Consider the following 19334-nt stretch of genomic DNA (forward strand, 5'->3'; position numbering starts at 1 on the left):
TCGAAAAGACATGAAAACATTATATTCACTGATCACTAGTTTTTGCCTGGCTGGCCCCATGATTGCCGCCGAGGCCCAGCCACAGGTGCAGTTGCGACTGGCCTTCAACACCGAGTCGAATCGCTACGAGGTGCTGGCCAAGCCCGATTTTTCGGCAAAGAATTTTGTCTGGGGGCCGTCGCAGGTATCGGTGGTACTACCGGCCGAGGTCGCCAACGAACCGCTGGCGGTGCGCAGTACTAATGTGGGCGACTGGGCCGATAACTCGGTCGTTTGTGGCCCTGAATCGGCAAAGGCGCTCGATTTTCACGGCGTTACAAGTCCGGGTGGTAAGGTTGACCTGGTAGCTGGCGAAGAGTTTGTGCTGTTCGATTTTATCCTGAAGAGTGGCTACGTGGCCAACGTTCGCCTGTTCGACAACCTCACGGACCCCAATTCGGGCGCACCCGGTATGAAGGGGGGCGATTTTCAGAGCTATATGGCCGACCAACGGGGTAATGACTACCTGCGGGTTAACAGCCAGCTGGTTCCGCTGTTGGTGAAAAACACCGCAGAGGGTCTGGCGCTGGATGCCGACGAGGCCGGTAAGTCGATTCGGGTGGTAGCCTATCCGAACCCGAGCGCCATTGGCAAGTTCCGGTTGTACCTGAAGGGCTTCCCGCGCGATGAAGTGGTTCGGGTTGAGATGACCAGCCGGTCTGGCAAGCCGTTTCAGTCGTTCGATGAAAAAGTAGAGACGCTGGCCGGCCGCGAAATCAACGCGCCGACTACCGAAGATGCCTTTTTTATCGTGACCGTAAACCGCCCGGCTTTTCGGCAGCAGTTCAGCCAGAAGGTTCTCATCGGCGAGTAAATTTTATACCTGCGAAAACGCCCGCTGCCGAAGTAATTCAGCAGCGGGCGTTTCTGTTTTCGGCCGTCGGGCCGTTGGCCTAGACCGCAATCGTCTTACCCGGTACGGCAATGGGATAGAGCCCATCTTTATCGGGCAGGCTCTTCGGCATGGCGTCCCAGGCAAGCGTAGCCGGGAAGAGGTCGATCTGCGAGTTCAGCGCTTCGTCCCACTTCACGACCTTGCCCGAATAGGTAGCCATGCGACCCATGATGGCCGTCATCGTGCTTTTGGCGCCATTCTCGGCATCCGCAAACTTGTATTGTCCCCTGGCAATGGCATCGAACAGTTCGTCATGCTCGATCTGGTAGGGGTTGCCGTCGGCTTTGCTGTTATGAACGTAGAGGGGGGCTCCTTTGTAGGGTAGCAGTGCGCTCTTTTGGCCAAACGTGTCGATTTTTCCTTTGGTGCCGAGGAATTTCTCGTCAACGATGCTGTAGGTGCCCTCGTAATGACGGCACTGGCTGTTGATGGTGGTGCCGTCGGCATAGGTGAAGTCGACGATGTGATGGTCGAAAATTTCGCCATAGTCCTTCCCGTTTCGAACCTGCCGCCCGCCTGTTCCCTGACACGACACCGGATAGCCCTGTTTGACCCAGTTTGCTACGTCGATGTTATGAATGTGCTGCTCATTGATATGGTCGCCACAGAGCCAGTTGAAGTAATACCAGTTCCGCATCTGGTAGTCCATCTCGGTCTGATTCGGTTTACGCGGCTTTTGCCAGACGCCCCCACTTACCCAATACACCTGCCCACCAACAATGTCGCCCAGCGCCCCGTCGTGAATACGCTTGATCATTTCGCGGTAAACGGGCTGGTAGTGGCGCTGTAGACCAACCACAACGTTTAGTTTTTTCTTCTTGGCCTCTTCCGCTGCGGCCAGCACTTTCCGGACTCCGGGCGCATCGGTCGCTACCGGTTTCTCCATGAATACGTGCTTGCCCTGCCGAACGGCTTCTTCGAAATGACTGGGCCGGAAACCCGGTGGCGTTGCCAGAATAACCACATCGGCCAGCGCGATCGCCTGCTTGTAGGCCTCGAAGCCGACAAACTTATGATCCTCGGGCACCTCTACCCTAGGAGAACCATCGGCGGCTTTGGCACCCCGCTCCATAAGCGACTTATACGCGTCGTCGATCCGATCGCGATAGGCGTCGGCCATGGCCACGATTTTTACGTTCTGTTTCGTGCTCAGGGCCTGTTGAGCTGCTCCGGTACCACGGCCCCCGCAACCGATCAGGGCAATCTTAATGGTATCGTTCACTGAAAAATGGTAGCCCGGACCTGCCGTAGCACCAAAAGGAAGGCTGCTTAACAGGGCGCCACCTGTCAGTAGCCCCGATGTTTTCAGGAAACCACGCCGGTCCTGGTTCGATTCGTTTGTCATAGCAATTGGCTGGGAGAAAAAATTCCTGATTCGAAAAGGCAACCGGTTGGGTATTATACTTTTCCGCCCCAAAGAATGAGGCTACACATCCCTGGTCTCAAAGCCCGGTTCGGCAGACGGTTGCGGTTCCTGCCCGGAGGGTTTGTTGCTGACGCGTAGTGGTCCATGCCCCCACGGACCACGGTGATGGGCATGTTGTAGAGACGCAACCCTTTGCGTCTTTTATCCGGATGGTACTAGGTCTTTTATCCGGATGGTTTGTTGCTGTCGCCTTGGTGGTCTGGGTCCTCACAGACCATGGTTATAAATTACCTGATCCTGTTAGTGCGTATAAAGCGGTCCGTATAATACGTATAGATAGTAGGGTGAGTGGGAAGGCATTGGCCGTAAATGGGGGGGGGCGGACTAGCCGAAACAGGCGTTAAATCCATGCATAAACTAATACGGAGCGTTTGCTGTCCGGTGTTACGCCAGTCGTGGTGTGTGGTTGTTAAGTTACTGTGAATTAAAAACCATAAACAATCTAAGTTGGAAAATATGTAACTCATGGTAGACTAATTAGTGAATTAAAATCGATAAATGACGACAAATCGGCCAAAAGCAGGGAAAAAATTTATAAATGGCAAGAAAAATTAGTACTAAACTCAGGCTAATGTTTAATTTTATCGGCACAAACTAGCCAGTTATCTCATAAACCACGTCTATTTTATAATTCCTATGAGCAAATTTATTGCCCACTCATTGCTTGTGCTTTGGGTAATCTGTTCAGCCAGTATTGCCGCCCTGGCGCAGGGCACGATTACTGGTAAAATAACAGATGACGCCCAGAAAGAACCGCTTGCTGGTATCAGCATCGCCGTTAAAGGAAAGGTAATCGGCACAATTACCGATACAAAAGGAAACTTCTCGCTGACCACCAACACCGAACGCCCGTTTGTCATTCAGGTCACCGGCGTCGGATTTCAGTCGCAGGAGTTCACGATCAGTGAGAACCGAACCAACCTGAACATCACGCTGAAAGAGCAGGTGCTGGTGGGCCAGGAGGTCGTTGTATCGGCATCGCGGGTTGAGGAGAGCGTGTTGAAATCGCCGGTATCGGTCGAAAAAATGGATCTGCGGGCTATTCAGAGCACCCCTTCGGCAAACTTCTACGACGGTCTGTCCAACGTAAAAGGCGTCGATATCGCTACCCAGGGGCTGCTGTTCAAATCAATCAACATGCGCGGTTTTGGCGCAACGGGTAACCCGCGTACGGTGCAGATGATTGATGGAATGGATAACTCGGCCCCCGGTCTGAACTTCCCGGTCGACAATATTGCCGGTATTCCGGAGCAGGACATCGAGAGTGTCGAGATTTTGCCGGGTGCGGCCTCGGCGCTCTATGGGCCTAATGCCATTCAGGGGCTGATTCTGCTGAACAGTAAAAGCCCGTTCCTGTATCAGGGCCTGAGCGCTAACGTAAAGACCGGAATCATGAGTGCCTCGAACCGCACAACGCAGAACACCGGCTTCTACGACGCGTCGATCCGGTACGCCAAAGCCTTTAACAACAAGCTGGCGTTCAAGGTAAACCTGGCCTACCTGAAAGCGCAGGACTGGCAGGCCAACAACTACACTAACCTGAACCCGCTCAATGGAGTAGAAGGCAATGCCGACCCGAACCGCGGTCCCGGAACGGCTATCAACTACGACGGTACAAACACCTACGGCGACGAAGCCCAGGCTAACCTGCGTTCGGTAGGACAGTCGCTGGTGACGGCTCGGCTATTGCCAGCCGCTGCCCTCGGTCTGTTGCCCGACCGGAACGTGAGCCGTACGGGGTATCCGGAGGTAAATCTGGTCGACTACAACACCAAAAGCCTGAAAGTGAACGGCGCTGTTCATTACCGCCTTACCGATAAAGTAGAGCTGATCGGGCAGGTGAATTACGGCTTCGGCACAACGGTGTATACGGGTACCGGCCGGTACTCGCTGCGTGATTTTAGCCTGGCGCAGGGTAAACTCGAACTGCGGGGCGACAACTTTACCCTGCGGGCCTACACTACCCAGGAGCGGTCGGGTAAGTCGTATACGGCCGGACTGGCCAGTATCTTCCTCAACGAAGCCTGGAAGCCAAGCACAACCTGGTTTGGTCAGTACGTTGGCGCGTACGTGCAGGCTCGTTCGGCGGGTCAGGCCGATGACGCGGCTCACCTGACGGCGCGGGGCGTGGCTGATCAGGGGCGGCCGCTACCGGGTACCGATGCCTACAACACCCTCTACGAGCGGGTGCGCAACACGCCCATCAACCAGGGTGGTGGTGCCTTTCAGGACAAGTCGAACCTGTACCACGTTGAAGGATTATACAACTTCAAAAACCAGATCAAATTTGCCGATGTGCTGATTGGGGGTAACCTGCGGCAGTATAGTCTGGGGTCGGAAGGAACCCTGTTTGCCGACAACGTAGAAGGCCGCACGGGTCGGATCGGTATTACGGAGTTTGGTGGGTTCGCGCAGGTGAGCAAATCGTTGTTCAGCGAGCACCTGAAACTGACCGGATCGCTGCGTTACGACAAGAACCAGAACTTTGCCGGTCAGTTTACGCCCCGCGTATCGGCCGTGGCAACGTTTGGGGAGCACAATTTCCGGCTGTCGTACCAGACCGGTTTCCGGATTCCCACTACCCAGAATCAGTACATCGATCTGCTGGTACCTAACGCCCGCCTGATTGGCGGTCTGCCCGAGTTCTATACGCGCTACGGTCTGCAAAACGCCTACTCGCGTTCTGACTTAGGAACACTGAGCAGCGATATAACAACGCTGGCCACAAACAGGGATTTTCAGAATCAGGTAATCAACGCACTGACCGCCCAGATTTTGCCGCTGGTTACGGCTGCTGTGTCGGCTAGTGTAGCGGCTGGACAGATCCCTGCTTCAGCAGCTCCGGCAATTATTCAGCAGGCAGTGACTGCTCAGGTAACTGCCAATGCTCAGAATGCCATACAGGGCCAGGCTATAAACACGGTAGTTGGTAATCTGAAGCCGTACCAGCGGAAGGAATTCAAGCCCGAGCGTGTGGCTAATTACGAGATTGGGTATCGGGGGGTGTTTAACAAGCGTCTTTTTGTGGATGCTTATTACTACTACAGTGTGTACACCAACTTTATTGGAAGTGTTATATTGGTTCAACCCACGGCTGCGTTTGCCAACGGACTTATTCCGGCTTCGGGCATATTAGGGGGTGGCACACGGCAGGCCTATTCGCTGCCTGCCAACAGCAGTGAAAAAATTACCGCGTCTGGCTGGGCTATTGGGCTGAACTACTCCCTGCCGAAAGGCTACGGCCTGACGGGTAACATTGCGAACAACACCCTCAATAACTTTACCCCCTCACCCGAGTTGCAGACGGCTGCGTTCAATACGCCAAAATATCGCTGGAACGTTGGCTTCAACAAACGCCCGGTCGGTGGCTCGAACATCGGCTTTGCAGTAGCCTTCAAGCACCAGGATTCGTTTACCTGGGAAGGCTTTGCGCAGCCATCGGAAACCGGTATTCCACTCTATACCAACACCATTGTGCCAGCCATCAGCAACCTCGATGCGCAGGTGAACTATAAAGTACAGCGGATCAAGTCGATTGTGAAACTGGGAGCTACCAACCTGTTCGGCAAGCCGTACTTCCAGGCCTATGGTAACCCCTACGTTGGGTCGACCTACTACCTGAGCCTGACGTTCGACGAGCTGCTCAACTAAGCTGTTCAAACACTAAAAAAAGCCGCTTCCCAATCTGGGAAGCGGCTTTTTTAATAGAATGTCTATTGATTTTTACCGCCCTGTGGGTAGCTGTTGCCACCCGCTTTCTTACCCGCGGCAGCACCGGCGGGGGTACCGGGTTTGCCTGCGCCGGTGGGCTGTGGCCCGTTCGTGCTGACGTTCTTATCGCTGGTTTTGGCCTCTTTCTGCACACCAGCGGCCGAGGTTGGCCGCTGCGAGCCGCCCGTAGACCCCGAGGTCGACGCTGAACTGGCTTTAGCCCCGCCGTAAGTAGGTGTGCCTCCGCTGGTTAGTCCACCATCGGTAGCGGTACCGTTTTTCGTACTCTTGGCTTCTGTTGCCGAACTTTTCAATTTCGATTCGGCTACGCGCGTACCTTTCGCTCCGCCCCCCGATGGTACACTGGCTGAGCCCTGTGAGGTACTGCCCTGCGCATTGGTGGGTTGGTTGGGCGATAAGTTGGTGTTGCCGTTGCGACTGACCCCCGAAGACATTTTGCCACTGCCCCGACGCTCCAGACCCTCAACGGGCGTTGCCGTTGCCGTAGTCGACTGGCTGCTCTGCTTGGTGGCCCCGCCCTGTTGCGATACAATGCCGCCGTTGCTCGTTTTACCAGACTTGCTTTGTCCGGCCGAGTCGAGGGCTATGCCCATGGCCAGAGCTGCGCTGAGAATGATTGCCTTTTTCATACCGATTGAGTTAGAACGAAACCGTAAACACCTGTTTCATCTAATTTAACCTTAGTCTATAGTATTTGTTCTTTAATCAACAGGCTGCCTGGAGTCGAGTGAGGTAGCGGCCTCGCCACCGGCGAACTTTTGGGGCGGGTTTAGCCGTTGGTCGGTAGATATCCTTTTGTCTTCTTTTATCCGTTACCGGATTGATCGATTCTACGCCTTCTGAATCTTCTCGTCCCATACCTACTCCCGATTCGGGGGGGGCGCTGCCCCGGCAGCTGACGCTCGTACAGGGTACCGCGCTGAACATGATCGACATGGTTGGTATCGGACCGTTTGTGGTGCTGCCGCTGGTCATAAAAACGCTGGGCGGTCCGCTGTTTTTATGGGCCTGGGTACTGGGAGCGGTCGTTTCGCTGATCGATGCCTTTGTCTGGGCCGAGCTGGGTGCGGCCTTCCCCCAGGCGGGTGGCAGCTATAACTTCCTGAAGATTTCGTACGGCGAACGGCGCTGGGGCCGTCTGCTCTCGTTCCTGTACGTCTGGCAAACGCTTATTCAGGCTCCGCTGGTGGTGGCGTCCGGCGCCATCGGGTTTGCGCAGTACGCATCCTATCTGGTGCCGCTCAACGAGTGGCAGCATCGGGTGGTGTCGGGTGGCGTCGTGCTGCTGATCATTGCGCTGCTGTACCGCAAGATCGACTCCGTCGGTCGGATCGGGCTGGTTATGTGGGGGGCTGTGCTGCTCACTCTTGGCTGGATCATTGTGGGGGGGCTGACCCATATCCGGGTGCCACTCAGCGAAACGTTCGGAGCCATGGGGTCGCTGAGTGGCGGGCTGCTGGCGGCCGGACTGGGGCAGGCTTCGGTCAAAACCATCTACTGTTATCTGGGGTACTACAATATCTGTCACCTCGGTGGTGAGATCCAGCGCCCAGCCCGAAATATTCCGGCCAGTATGTTTATTTCGGTAGTGGGTATCGCTCTGCTGTATCTGCTCATGAACATCAGCGTAGTGAGCGTGGTGCCCTGGCGGCAGGCGCAGGAGAGCACCTTCATCGTGAGTACCTTCGTTGAAACAATTTACGGGTCCGGAGCGGCCCGGCTGGCTACGGTGCTGGTGCTGATAGTGGCGTTTTCGTCGCTGTTTGCCGTGCTGCTGGGGTATTCGCGGGTGCCCTACGCGGCCGCCGTCGATGGGCAGTTTTTCCGAATCTTCGCCCGGCTGCATCCTACGCGGCAGTTTCCCTACGTGTCGCTCTTGTTGCTGGGGGGGCTGGGTTTCGTGTTCAGCCTGCTGTTCCGACTGGGCGATGTCATCACAGCTATTCTGGCCATGCGTATTGTGGTGCAGTTCGTGGGGCAGGCCGTGGGGTTGCTGCTGCTGCACCGCAGACGGGGGCGCCGGGCCGCGGATTTTCCGTTTCGAATGCCGCTCTACCCGTTGCCGGTACTCCTGGCAATCGGTGTCTGGCTGTTTATTTTCTATTCAACCGGCTGGGCCTTCATGCGTTCGGGGCTGATCGTTATGGGGTTGGGTGTAGTGGCCTTTCTGCTGTCGACGCGCTTCCGGAAGGAATGGCCATTCGCAAAAACAGACGTTCCTTCAATTACGTGATTATGTTGTAGCATAACTTCTATTTACACTGGTCGACGACTGTAGCCGGGCTACCTTTACTCCGTATGACTACTGAGGACTGTGGCCCTGAACACTCCACAAACGCATTAGAGTTGTATACGCCGTTCGGCTGAATCAGGTCGATCAGGCGTACCAGTACGAAGATCCGGACCATTGGCGGATGCCGCATCCGAGTCCGCAGATTCCGTACCACTTCTGAGCTGACAAACGCTACTGCCGTTGCAGCACGGCCCGCTGAAACCCGTTGGCCGGATAGCTAGAAACTGACGAAGGTGCAGCTTGCCCTCTCGGTACTGGCCCACTGGCGGAGCTGCCGGATAACGGGCCGCTGGTCATCACCTCGAACGTGAGCGTGTTGGGGCCGGTCAGCTCGTAGGCGGTTTTCAGGCGGTTGGTTGCCAGGTCGAACTGGCAGAGCAGCCGATTGCCGAGCCGGTATTGGTTGATCCGAACCCCATTTTTCTCATCGATTACGTACTGGCCCCGTTTGGCGTCTATCGTGATGAGCTCGTAGGCGCGGGTGTCGATCTGGTTACCGGTTGTATAGGTAATGACAAAGCTAGCCCGATCGGCGTCTATGGGACCAATGTCGAGCTGCATGGCTACGGTTTGGGTGGTGCCCTGGGCCGATCGGATGAGCAGCGGCCCGCGCCACTGGCCGTACCACGATTGCGGAAAGTCCTGCGCCCCGGCTGAGCCCGGAAACGAGAGCCATAGACCTATTCCAAATAGCGTGGCTAGCATCCGGACGAACAACGATTTCATAATCAATGGCGTTATCGGGACAGAACTTTGCTAAATTAGCCGTAAAATCAGCGAATAAAAAGCCGTTGTCTATGAAGCAGTTTTTGTCAGTTGCGCTGGCCCTCATGCTCTTTGCCGGGAGTTTACTGCCGCCAATGAGCGCCGAGCAGGTGGTTCGACTGCCCGAATTGCTTACTCATTATCATCAGCACGAACGGGAAGAAGGACAACCGCTGACGTTCTGGTCGTTCCTGACCGAGCACTACCTGCCGGATTCGCAGCACTGCAAAGCACCTAAACATAGCCACAACCGCCTGCCATCGTTCGATGGGAGCGCATCGGCCTACGATTTTGTACCCGTCGTTTTCCTGACCTGTAGCGAGCCGTTTGTACTGGAACGATTGTCGGTGGCGATGTTCCGGCTGCGGCTGATGAATGCCCGTCAGGTGTTTACGTCGCTGCTTCAGCCCCCACGCGCGCTGGCCTGACTCCGTATTGTTTATCCTGCTTCTTTGGTTTCGGTCGTGTTGATGCGGCCGGTCGTTGCCATGGCGCTCGGTATTGACCGATGGCTGTGTCTCCCTGCGTACCTGTACTGCTTGTTCATCAGGCCGTTCTGCCGGTCTGTGTCTTTCCTGTATTCATGTTTGATGCTATCATCCGATTCAGTATTCGGAACAAACTTGTCATTGGCGCCTTCGTGCTGGCGCTTGTGGGCTGGGGCGGCTATTCGGCCTGGAACCTGCCTATCGACGCCGTTCCCGATATAACCAACAACCAGGTCGTTGTTATCACCCAAACGCCGGCCCTGGCCGCTCAGGAGGCCGAGCGGTTTGTGACCACCCCGCTGGAACTGGCCATGGCTAACCTCCAGAACGTCGAGGAAATCCGGTCAGTGTCCAAGCTCGGCCTGTCGGTGCTGACGGTCGTTTTTACCGAAGAAACCGACATGCTCGAAGCCCGGCAACTGGTGTCGGAGCAGATGCAGAATGCGCTCAAAGACATTCCGGCCGATTATGGGCGGCCGTTCCTGGCGCCGATCACTACGGGGCTGGGCGAAATTTATCAGTATACGCTGGTGCCGCAGCCGGGCTACGAAGGCAAATATTCGCTGACGGAGCTGCGTAGTATTCAGGACTGGATCGTAAAGCGCCAGCTGGCGGGTATTCCGGGCGTGATCGAGATCAGCAGTTTCGGCGGCTTTCTGAAGCAGTACGAGGTGGCCGTTGATCCCGACCGGCTGCGGGCTGCGGGCATCACCCTCACCGAACTGGCCGACGCCATGGCCCGCAACAACGCCAACACGGGTGGGTCGTACATCGAACGCAACAGCCAGGCCTATTTTATCCGGGGCGAAGGGGCCGTCTCGTCGCTGAAAGACATAGAAAACATCATTGTCCGTACCAGCCACGATGGCCCCGGCAGCACATCGGTGCCGGTGCGGATCGGGAACGTGGCCACGGTTCGGTTCGGGCATGCGGTCCGGTTCGGGGCGCTGACCCGCAACGGCAACGGCGAGGCTGTGGGTGGTATCGTGCTGATGCTGAAAGGAGCCGACTCCGAAACGACGATCCGGGGCGTAAAAGAGCGCATCGGGCGTATCCAGGCGTCGTTGCCGGAAGGCGTCAAAATTGTGCCGTTCATCGACCGGACCAAACTGATCGGTAAAACCATCACTACCGTTACCCGCAACCTGGTTGAAGGGGGGCTGATCGTGGTAACGGTGCTGCTGCTGCTAATGGGCAGCTGGCGGGCGGGGCTCATCGTGGCGTCGGTTATTCCGCTGGCCATGCTCTTCACGCTTGGCATGATGAAAACGCTGGGTTTGTCGGCTAACCTGATGAGCCTGGGCGCTATTGACTTCGGCCTGATTGTCGACGGGTCAATTATCATCGTCGAAGCCGTACTTCACCACTTTTCAAAGCTTGGCTCGGCCGGTAGCTCTTCTTCACTCACTCAGTCACCCAATCGCTCATTCACGCAATTAGAAATGGACGAAGCGGTGTTCGAGTCGGCGTCGGCTATTCGGCGGTCGGCTGCCTTCGGCGAGATTATCATCCTGATCGTATACCTGCCGATTTTGTCGCTGACGGGTATTGAGGGTAAGATGTTCCGCCCGATGGCCGAAACGGTAGGGTTTGCCATCCTGGCTGCGCTGGTGCTGTCGCTGACGTATGTGCCAATGATGTCGGCCCTGCTGCTGCCCAAAACGCTCGACACCCGCCGTACCCTGTCGGACCGGCTGATGGACTGGCTCTACCGACAGTATGAGCCTCTGGCCAGACTGGCCCTGCGCTGGCGGAAAACGACGGTAGCGGTGGCGCTGGCGATGCTGGCCGGGGTGATGCTGCTGTTTGGGCAGCTGGGGGGTGAGTTTATCCCGCAGCTCGACGAGGGCGATATGGCCATCGACTTTCGGATGCCGTCGGGCACGTCGCTCTCGGCTACCATCGACGCGTCGCTCAAAGCGCAGAAAGCCCTCCGTACCCATTTTCACGAACTGAAACAGATTGTAGGACGCATCGGAGCCTCCGAAATCCCGACCGACCCGATGCCCGTTGAACAGGTAGACCTCATGCTCACGATGAAAGACCGGGCCGACTGGACCAACGCGACCGACCGCGACGATATGGCCGAAAAAATGGGCGCGGTGCTGGCGCAGGAAGTGCCGGGGGCCAGTGTTGAGTTTACCCAACCGATTCAGATGCGCTTCAACGAAATGATTACGGGCGTTAAGTCCGACATTGTCGTCAAAATCTTCGGCGACGATCTGCAAACGCTGTTCGAGCGGGCCAGCGCGGCCGGTCGACTCATCGAAGCGGTGCCGGGCGTGGCCGGGCTGCGGGTCGAGCAGACGGTTGGTCTGCCGCAGATCAACGTGCAGTACGACCGCGCGCGGCTGGTGCAGTACGGATTGGCGGTGGCCGACGTGAACCGGCTGATCAAGGCGGGTTTTGCGGGCGAAATTACTGGCCCGGTTTACGAAGGCGAGCGCCGGTACGATATGGTGGTGCGGCTGGCCAGCACCAGCCGACAGGGCCTGACCGACCTGAGCGGGCTGTACGTTCCTCTGCCGCAGGGCGGAAGCGTTCCGTTGAGTGAGGTGGCCACGGTGAGCTACATTCAGGCCCCGGCGCAGATTTCGCACGACGGCACCAAACGACGCATCACGATTGGGGTCAGTATCCGGGGCCGTGATGTGGAGAGCGTGGTCAACGACATCCGCAGCCAGATCGAACCCCGAATCAAACTCCCGCCCGGCTATTACTACACCTATGGCGGGGCATTCGAAAACCTTGAGAAAGCCAAAGAACGGCTCAGCATTGCCGTTCCTGTGGCCCTGTTCCTGATTTTTGTGCTGCTTTTCGCCACGTTCAACTCGCTGACGTATGCGCTGCTGATCTTTAGCTCCATTCCGCTGGCGGCTGTGGGGGGCGTGCTGGCGTTGTGGCTGCGCGATATGCCGTTCAGCATTTCGGCGGGGGTTGGCTTCATTGCGCTGTTCGGGGTGGCCGTGCTGAACGGAATCGTGCTGATCGGTTATCTGAACGAGCTCGAAAAGCAGGGAGACCAAACCGTCTACGACCGGATACTGCACGGGCTGCGGGTCCGGTTCCGGCCGGTGATCATGACGGCGGCCGTAGCGTCGCTGGGATTTCTGCCGATGGCGCTGTCGACATCGGCCGGGGCGGAGGTGCAGAAGCCACTGGCTACGGTCGTGATCGGTGGCCTGATTACCGCTACGCTGCTGACGCTGGTGGTGCTGCCGGTATTATACAGCCTGGTTGCGGGTTGGACAAGAAAACGCCAGAATCCGTTATCCAAACCTTTGCCCACCGCCCTGGGACTGGTGCTGCTCCTGGGCCTGGCTACCTCGGCCAGCGGCCAGACAAACCGGCTCAACCTGGGGCAGGCCGTAGAGACGGCCAGTCGGCAGAGTTTGCTGCTGCGCGGTAGTGCGCTCGAAGCCGAGAGCCAGCGGGCCCTGATCGGATCGGCCTTCGACCCGGCCAAAACCGGCGTTGAGGTTCAGGTCGGGCAAACCCAGGCTCAGCCAACCGATTACATTGTGGGGGTTACGCAGTCGTTCGCGCTGCCGTCGTTCTACCGGGCGCAGCGGCAGTTGTACCAGAGCACCGCCACGGCGGCCGAACGGCGGCTGGCTCTCCGGCGGCTGCAACTGGCCGCCAGTGTGAAGCAGGCCTATTATCAGCTGCTGTTCGATAACCAGCTTGCCACGCTGCTGCGCCGGCAGGACAGCCTGTTCCAGAATGCGGCCCGGGCGGCTGGTGTACGGTATAAAACTGGCGAAACCAATCGGCTCGAGCAGGTATCGGCCGATACGCGCCTGCAAAGCGTGCGGCTGCGCCAGCTTACCCTCCGGGCCGACATAGAGGCCCACGCCCGGGCATTGCAGCTGCTGATCAACACGCCCGACCCGGTAACGATCGATACGACAATAGCCCTCCGGCGCGACCTGCCCGCCGGAACACCACTGGCTACGGCCGATGCCGGGCCGGTGGCCGATACCAACCCGGCGCTGGCAGTTCTGCAACAGGAGCGGACCATCAGCCGCAACCAGACCTACCTGGAGCGGCAGCGGCTCAAGCCCGATCTGCTGGTCGGCTATTACAACCAGTCGATCAACCGGGAGCTGAGTTTCAACGTGCTGCAGGCCGGGCTGTCGTTTCCACTGTTCGCACAGGCCACCAAAGCCCGGATTGCAGCCGCCCGCATCAACGAGCAGCTGACCGACGCTAACTTTCAGTACGCGCAAACGCAGCTGACGGGCCAGCTGGCTATTCTGCAGCGCAATGCCGAAACGCTGCGGGCCTCGCTCGCTTATTTCGACGAAGCCGCGCTGCCCCAGGCCCGGCTGATCCAATCGACGGCCCTGCGCAGCTACCGCGCGGGCGAAATCGATTACGTTGAGTTTTTTCAGGCGATTCAGCAGGCGTTTGCCATTGAAGAGCAGTACCTCAGCGCCTTGTTTAACTATACCACCGTGGTGATCCAGGCTGAGCAGCTGCTGGGCATCGACTAACGACCATATTGATGAAATATAGCCTGATTTTCTATACGACCCTGGCCCTGCTGGCCTGTAATACCCCGCAAAAAAACGAAGAGGGTGCGGCCGAAGAAACGCCTGCCGCCGGGCCCGCCGACCAGATCACGCTTACCCCCGGCCAGCTGAAGGCCATAGGGCTGCAGCTGGGGCCGGCCAGCCAGACAACCATAAACGACGAGGTGAAAACGACGGGAACCGTTGACGTGCCTCCGCAGTACATGGCGTCGATCAGTCCGCTGATTGGCGGGGTGATCAAGAGCGTAAATGTATTACCCGGTCAGCGCGTCGGGAAAGGGGCTACCCTGGCCACCCTGCAAAGTCTCGACTATATTCAAATGCAGCAGGACTACCTCCAGGCGGTCAGTCAGTTAGCCTATCAGCAGGCCGAGCTGAAACGGCAGCAGACGCTGATCAGCGAAGACGTGGGCGCCCGTAAGCGACTGGAGCAGGTCGAAGCCGACTACGGCAGCAACCGGGCGCTGGTCAGCTCGCTGGCGCTCAAGCTCCGCACGCTGGGCACGTCGGTCGAGTCGTTGCAGTCGGGGAAGTTGTCGCCGGTGATGCGGATAACGTCGCCGGTGGCGGGATACGTCACCGTGTCTTCCGTGCATCTGGGTCAGCAGGTAGCTACGGCCGATGTGTTGTTTCAGGTCATGGACCAGTCGCACAAGCACCTCGAACTGAGTGTCTACGAAGCCGATGCCTACAAGGTGAAGAACGGACAGGTGATCGAGCTTGCCGATCCGAAACTGGGGTCGGGAACCCTCCGCGGTCGGGTGTATCTGGTTGGAAAGGCGTTCGAAGGCGAGGCCCGAACCATTACCGTACATGGGCATGTCGACAACGAAGCGCAGGAGGCCCGGCTCATTCCCGGCATGTTCCTGAACGCCCGTATCCTGACGGGCGCGCGCCTGGCCACGACCCTGCCCGAAGATGCCGTTGTCCGGAAAGGGCAGAACGGTTTTGTTTTCGTAGCTACCAGCGAACCCCGAACCTATAAACGGATTCCGGTACGGCTGGGCATTGCCGAAAATGGCCGACTCGAAGTCATAACGCCGGCCGATCTGTCAAAAGTCGTGATTAAAGGAGCCTACCTGCTCGAAGCCGAGCTGATGAAAGGTGAAGGCGAAGAAGAGGAATAGAGTCTGGTGCTTACTGAAGACGGTAGTGATGGCATGACCCGCAAGTCGTACCACCACTACCTTTTTTATTTCAGCGCGTCGAAGAGAATTTCGGCGGGGTGTTGGGCGGTTCGGCCGGTGCCGTCGTGGATCTGGTGGCGGCAGGAAGTGCCCGGCGCGGCAATGATGACCTCGTCGGGTTGCTGACGAACCGTCGGGAACAGCACCAGCTCCCCGATCTTCATCGATACCTCATAATGCTCGGCTTCGTAGCCAAACGAACCCGCCATGCCGCAGCAGCCCGACGGAATCAGCTGTACTGTGTAATTTTTAGGCAGCGAGAGCGACTTCTTCCCCGGCACCAGCGACGATACGGCTTTCTGCTGACAGTGGCCGTGGAGCTTGATGAGCCGGGTTTCGTCGGTGAACTGCTCGGGGCGGATGCGTCCCGCGTCGGACTCGCGTGCTATGAACTCCTCAAACGTCAGCGCGTGTTCGGCAATCCGTTTCGCATCGGCCACCAGCGATTCATCGACCAGGTCGGGGTATTCGTCGCGGAAGGTCAGGATGGCCGATGGTTCCAGCCCGACCAGGGGGGTTTCGGCGGTGATGAGCTGGCTCAGGGCGCGGATATTACGCTCGGCCAGGGTTTTGGCGTATTTCAGCATCCCCTTCGACAGAGCCGCCCGGCCGCTTTCGCCATGTTCGGGAATGAGCACCTCGTAGCCCAGCCGTCGGAACAGTTCGATGGCTTTCTTGCCAACCTCTACATCGTTATAGTTCGTAAACTCGTCGCAGAAGAGATAAAACCGCGGAGCCGCCCCCTGGGGCTTGGCAACGGCCTGGCGCTGGCTCCAGGCCCGCACGGTCGTTTTTCCCAGCAGCGGCATGGTCCGGTCGGGGTGGAAACCGACAATGCGGTTGGCAATACGCCGGAGAGCGGGTGTTCCCAGCACCCCGTTCCAGGCCCAGGGTACGTAGCTGGCCAGCCCCGCCAGCCGGGTGAAGTTGGCAATCAGCCGCGACCGGATCGGTACGCCGTTGGTGTCGTAGTAATGCTGCAGAAACTCGGCCTTCAGCTTGGCTACGTCTACGTTTGACGGGCATTCGTTCTTACAGCCTTTGCACGACAGACAGAGGTCGTATACCTGCTTGATTTCTTCGTGGTCGAAGCGGTTGTCTTTCGGCGAGTGGGTCAGCATCTCGCGCAGGATGTTGGCCCGCGCCCGCGTGGTGTCTTTTTCGTTGCGGGTGGCCATGTAGCTGGGGCACATCGTTCCGCCCGACGATTGGGTTTTGCGGCAGTCGCCCGAGCCGTTGCACTGCTCGGCATGCTGCAGCACGTCCTGATTGTGATAACGGAAATAGGTCTGGAAGCTGGGCGTCTGCTGCCCGGCTTCGTAGCGCAGAAACGTATCCATGGGGGGCGTTTCTACAATCTTGCCGGGGTTGAAGATGCCGTCGGGGTCCCAGGTGTGCTTGATCTGCCGCATCAGCTCGTAGTTATGCGGCCCAACCATCTGCGGAATAAACTCCCCCCGCAGCCGCCCGTCGCCGTGTTCGCCGGAGAGGGAGCCGTTATATTTCTTGACGAGCGTGGCTATTTCTTCGGCAATGAGTCGGTACTGCCGATGGCCTTCGGCGGTTTTCAGGTTGATGATTGGCCGCAGGTGCAGCTCCCCCGACCCGGCATGGGCGTAGTGAACCGACGTCATGTTGTGTTTCCGCAGAATCTCGTTGAACTCGCGGATGTAGTCGGGCAGGTCGCGCACGTCAACGGCCGTATCTTCAATGACCGCCACCGCCTTTTCGTCGCCGGGGAGGTTGCCCAGCAGGCCCAGACCGGCTTTGCGGAGCGTCCAGATTTTTTTGGTATCGTCGCCGAACAGGAGCGGGAAATGGTAACCTAGTCCGGCCGCCCGCATCTCGGCTTCCATCTGCGCGGCCAGCTGCTCGATCTCGGCGCGGGTATCGCGCGAGAGGTCAACGACCAGAATGATGGGGAAATGGTTGGTTGGCGTTTTCTGCACGAAAAACGAGTTTTTCCGCTGCTCGGCGTTCTCGTCGGCCCGTTCCAGAATAATATCGTCGATGAGCTCAACGGCGTAGGGGCCGTAGTTCAGGGCCACCAGCGTAGCGCGCAGCGACTCATCGATGGAGTGGCAATGAACGCAGACCAGCCCGGTTTCTTTGGGTGGCAGCGGCACCAGGTTCAGCTTGATTTCGGTCAGGAAACAGAGCGTACCTTCGGAGCCGGCAATGAACTTGGCCAGGTTAAACGGCGGGCCGGTTGGTGTAAACGGTTCCATCTCCAGCACCTCGTCGAGGGCGTAGCCGGTGTTGCGCCGTTCGATGGTACGTTTGGGGAAGTTGCGCCGGATTTCGTCCTGGTTGGCCGGGTCGGAGAGGATAGCGCTGGTTTTGAGCAGGATGGTATCGGCCAGGGTAGCAGACCCGTTTTTGCGGCTGGCTGCGCTGACCTGTTTGGTGAAGTCCCAGCCGCTCATGGGGCCAAACTCCGCTTCGGAGCCGTCGGCCAGCAGCGCCTTCACCGACAGGGTATGGTTGCGCGTATCGCGATAGACGACCGAGTTGGAGCCGCAGGAGTTGTTGCCAACCATACCGCCAATCATGGCCCGGTTGGCCGTTGAGGTTTCGGGACCGAAATACAGGCCGTAGGGCTTCAGAAACCGGTTCAGCTCATCGCGCACGACGCCGGGCTGCACGCGTACCCAGCGCTCTTCGGCGTTCACTTCCAGAATCTGCGTAAAATGCTTCGATACGTCGACCACGATACCGGCGCCAACGACCTGCCCCGCCAGCGACGTACCCGCCGTACGCGGAATGAGCGAGAGCTTGTGCTCACGCGCGAAGGCGATGAGCGTTTTGAGGTCGTCGATGGTCTTGGGAACTGCCACGGCCGTCGGCATCTCGCGGTAGGCCGATGCGTCGGTGGCATAGAGCGTTCGATGGGTGGTATCCGTAAAGAAATCGCCCGTCAGGCGGGTCTTCAACTCATCGAACGGCTGGTCAATTGTTGTGGGCATCGCAGGCAAATAGAAGCGGGAATCGGACGGTAAAGATAAGGAAAAGAACCGCAACAGATCGGCTGGTGAAGCAGATTCGGCATAGGCTTACGGTCTGGCTGCGCGTTGTTTGGGCGTTGACAACCTATTCGCCCGATAGTGTTAACCGGTGCCTGGTTGCGCGGTATACCCGGAAACCTTATATTTTGTCGATTATCGTTCTAATGTACTGGTACAATGCTTACTACCCCCCTCGCTATGAGTCTCCATCCTGCTCATTTATCTAATGATCTCCGTGCTCTTGACTTGAAACGCATCGGTATGTTCTGGCTCCTGGCCTGTTTGATATCCTGGGGAGGTAGTTACCTGGCCGGGGTGCTGATGCCCGCCGGGAGCTGGGCCGCCCGTATGATTGATACCAGTATTCCGGTGTCGCTGGGACCGTTGCTGGCCGGTTTGCTCGTATTTCGGCGGGTCAGACAAGTATCCTGGGCGGGGGCACAGCCGCTGCGGGCGTGGCTGATGACAGCCCTCTTGCCACTGGGCTGGCTGATAGCGGCCAGTATGGGCCATGCTGCCACGGCCGACTCTTTAACCCGACACCTGCTGTTCACCCTGTCGGTACTGGTGTACTGCGCCGGCGAAGAATGGGGGTGGCGTGGGTTCCTGTACGAAGCGCTGCTGCCGCTGCCCGTCATAACGAGGGCTTTAGTGGGCGGGCTGCTCTGGTTCGGCTGGCATTTTGTGTTCTATAAAGACTTGCTGGACCTGAACTTCGCACTTACGTTTCTGGGCATGATCCTGATTGGCGCCTATGGTTTGAACGCGGCCGTAGCCCGAACCCGCTCCATAGCGGTGGCTGTCTGCCTGCACGCCCTCACCAAAACGAGCCTGCCTACCCCTTATTCGTGGGTTGTTATTGGGGCAATTATTGTTCTGTTGATTACCTGGCCAGCAAACCAGACCGCTACCATGGTGCGTACCGAGGCTACTCTGCCTGAACATCACTGACCCAGCCCGGCCCCTAAA

General features: G+C 57.9%; 11 protein-coding genes. 7 read left to right on the plus strand and 4 right to left on the minus strand.

Annotation, left to right across the window (positions count from 1 at the left end):
• Positions 1 to 10 precede the first annotated feature (10 nt).
• Positions 11 to 853 carry a hypothetical protein gene (locus FBR45_RS14150; protein WP_138503420.1) on the plus strand — a complete coding sequence of 281 codons (843 nt, stop codon included), beginning with the start codon at positions 11 to 13 and terminating at the stop codon, positions 851 to 853.
• A 79-nt stretch (positions 854 to 932) separates the two neighbouring features.
• Here the strand turns inward: FBR45_RS14150 and FBR45_RS14155 are convergent, their stop codons facing one another.
• Positions 933 to 2279: a Gfo/Idh/MocA family protein gene (locus tag FBR45_RS14155; RefSeq protein WP_138503422.1), complete on the minus strand. Its 1347-nt coding sequence runs from the start codon at positions 2277 to 2279 to the stop codon at positions 933 to 935.
• A 717-nt stretch (positions 2280 to 2996) separates the two neighbouring features.
• Between FBR45_RS14155 and FBR45_RS14160 the strand changes: the two genes are divergently transcribed.
• Positions 2997 to 6011, plus strand: coding sequence for a carboxypeptidase-like regulatory domain-containing protein (locus tag FBR45_RS14160; RefSeq protein ID WP_138503424.1), 3015 nt, complete (start codon positions 2997 to 2999; stop codon positions 6009 to 6011).
• A 62-nt stretch (positions 6012 to 6073) separates the two neighbouring features.
• Here FBR45_RS14160 and FBR45_RS14165 read toward each other — a convergent pair whose 3' ends face one another.
• Entirely contained in the window at positions 6074 to 6721 is a 648-nt protein-coding gene (locus FBR45_RS14165) for a hypothetical protein (protein ID WP_138503435.1), read from the minus strand.
• 191 nt (positions 6722 to 6912) lie between these two features.
• On the opposite strand from FBR45_RS14165, the gene FBR45_RS14170 reads away from it, so the two are divergent.
• On the plus strand, positions 6913 to 8325 hold the full coding sequence (locus FBR45_RS14170; protein WP_246082240.1) for an APC family permease: 1413 nt from the start codon (positions 6913 to 6915) through the stop codon (positions 8323 to 8325).
• 231 nt (positions 8326 to 8556) lie between these two features.
• On the opposite strand, the gene FBR45_RS14180 is transcribed toward FBR45_RS14170, so the two are convergent.
• Positions 8557 to 9111, minus strand: coding sequence for a hypothetical protein (locus tag FBR45_RS14180; RefSeq protein ID WP_138503439.1), 555 nt, complete (start codon positions 9109 to 9111; stop codon positions 8557 to 8559).
• Positions 9112 to 9182: 71 nt separating this feature from the next.
• On the opposite strand from FBR45_RS14180, the gene FBR45_RS14185 reads away from it, so the two are divergent.
• The 3 genes from FBR45_RS14185 (at position 9183) to FBR45_RS14195 (ending at position 15300) form a co-directional block, all read left to right on the plus strand.
• Positions 9183 to 9578 carry a hypothetical protein gene (locus FBR45_RS14185; RefSeq protein WP_138503441.1) on the plus strand — a complete coding sequence of 132 codons (396 nt, stop codon included), beginning with the start codon at positions 9183 to 9185 and terminating at the stop codon, positions 9576 to 9578.
• A 155-nt stretch (positions 9579 to 9733) separates the two neighbouring features.
• Positions 9734 to 14134: a CusA/CzcA family heavy metal efflux RND transporter gene (locus FBR45_RS14190; RefSeq protein WP_138503443.1), complete on the plus strand. Its 4401-nt coding sequence runs from the start codon at positions 9734 to 9736 to the stop codon at positions 14132 to 14134.
• 11 nt (positions 14135 to 14145) lie between these two features.
• A complete protein-coding gene (locus FBR45_RS14195; RefSeq protein ID WP_138503445.1) occupies positions 14146 to 15300 on the plus strand; it encodes an efflux RND transporter periplasmic adaptor subunit in 1155 nt (384 codons plus the stop codon).
• A 65-nt stretch (positions 15301 to 15365) separates the two neighbouring features.
• Here the strand turns inward: FBR45_RS14195 and FBR45_RS14200 are convergent, their stop codons facing one another.
• On the minus strand, positions 15366 to 18326 hold the full coding sequence (locus FBR45_RS14200; RefSeq protein WP_138503447.1) for an FAD-binding and (Fe-S)-binding domain-containing protein: 2961 nt from the start codon (positions 18324 to 18326) through the stop codon (positions 15366 to 15368).
• Positions 18327 to 18563: 237 nt separating this feature from the next.
• Here FBR45_RS14200 and FBR45_RS14205 point away from each other — a divergent pair, with 237 nt between their 5' ends.
• Complete coding sequence (locus tag FBR45_RS14205) at positions 18564 to 19316, plus strand: CPBP family intramembrane glutamic endopeptidase (protein ID WP_171044895.1); 753 nt, start codon at positions 18564 to 18566, stop codon at positions 19314 to 19316.
• The last annotated feature ends 18 nt before the right edge of the window (positions 19317 to 19334 follow it).

Source organism: Spirosoma lacussanchae (genome assembly GCF_005870035.1).
GTDB classification, from domain to species: domain Bacteria; phylum Bacteroidota; class Bacteroidia; order Cytophagales; family Spirosomataceae; genus Spirosoma; species Spirosoma lacussanchae.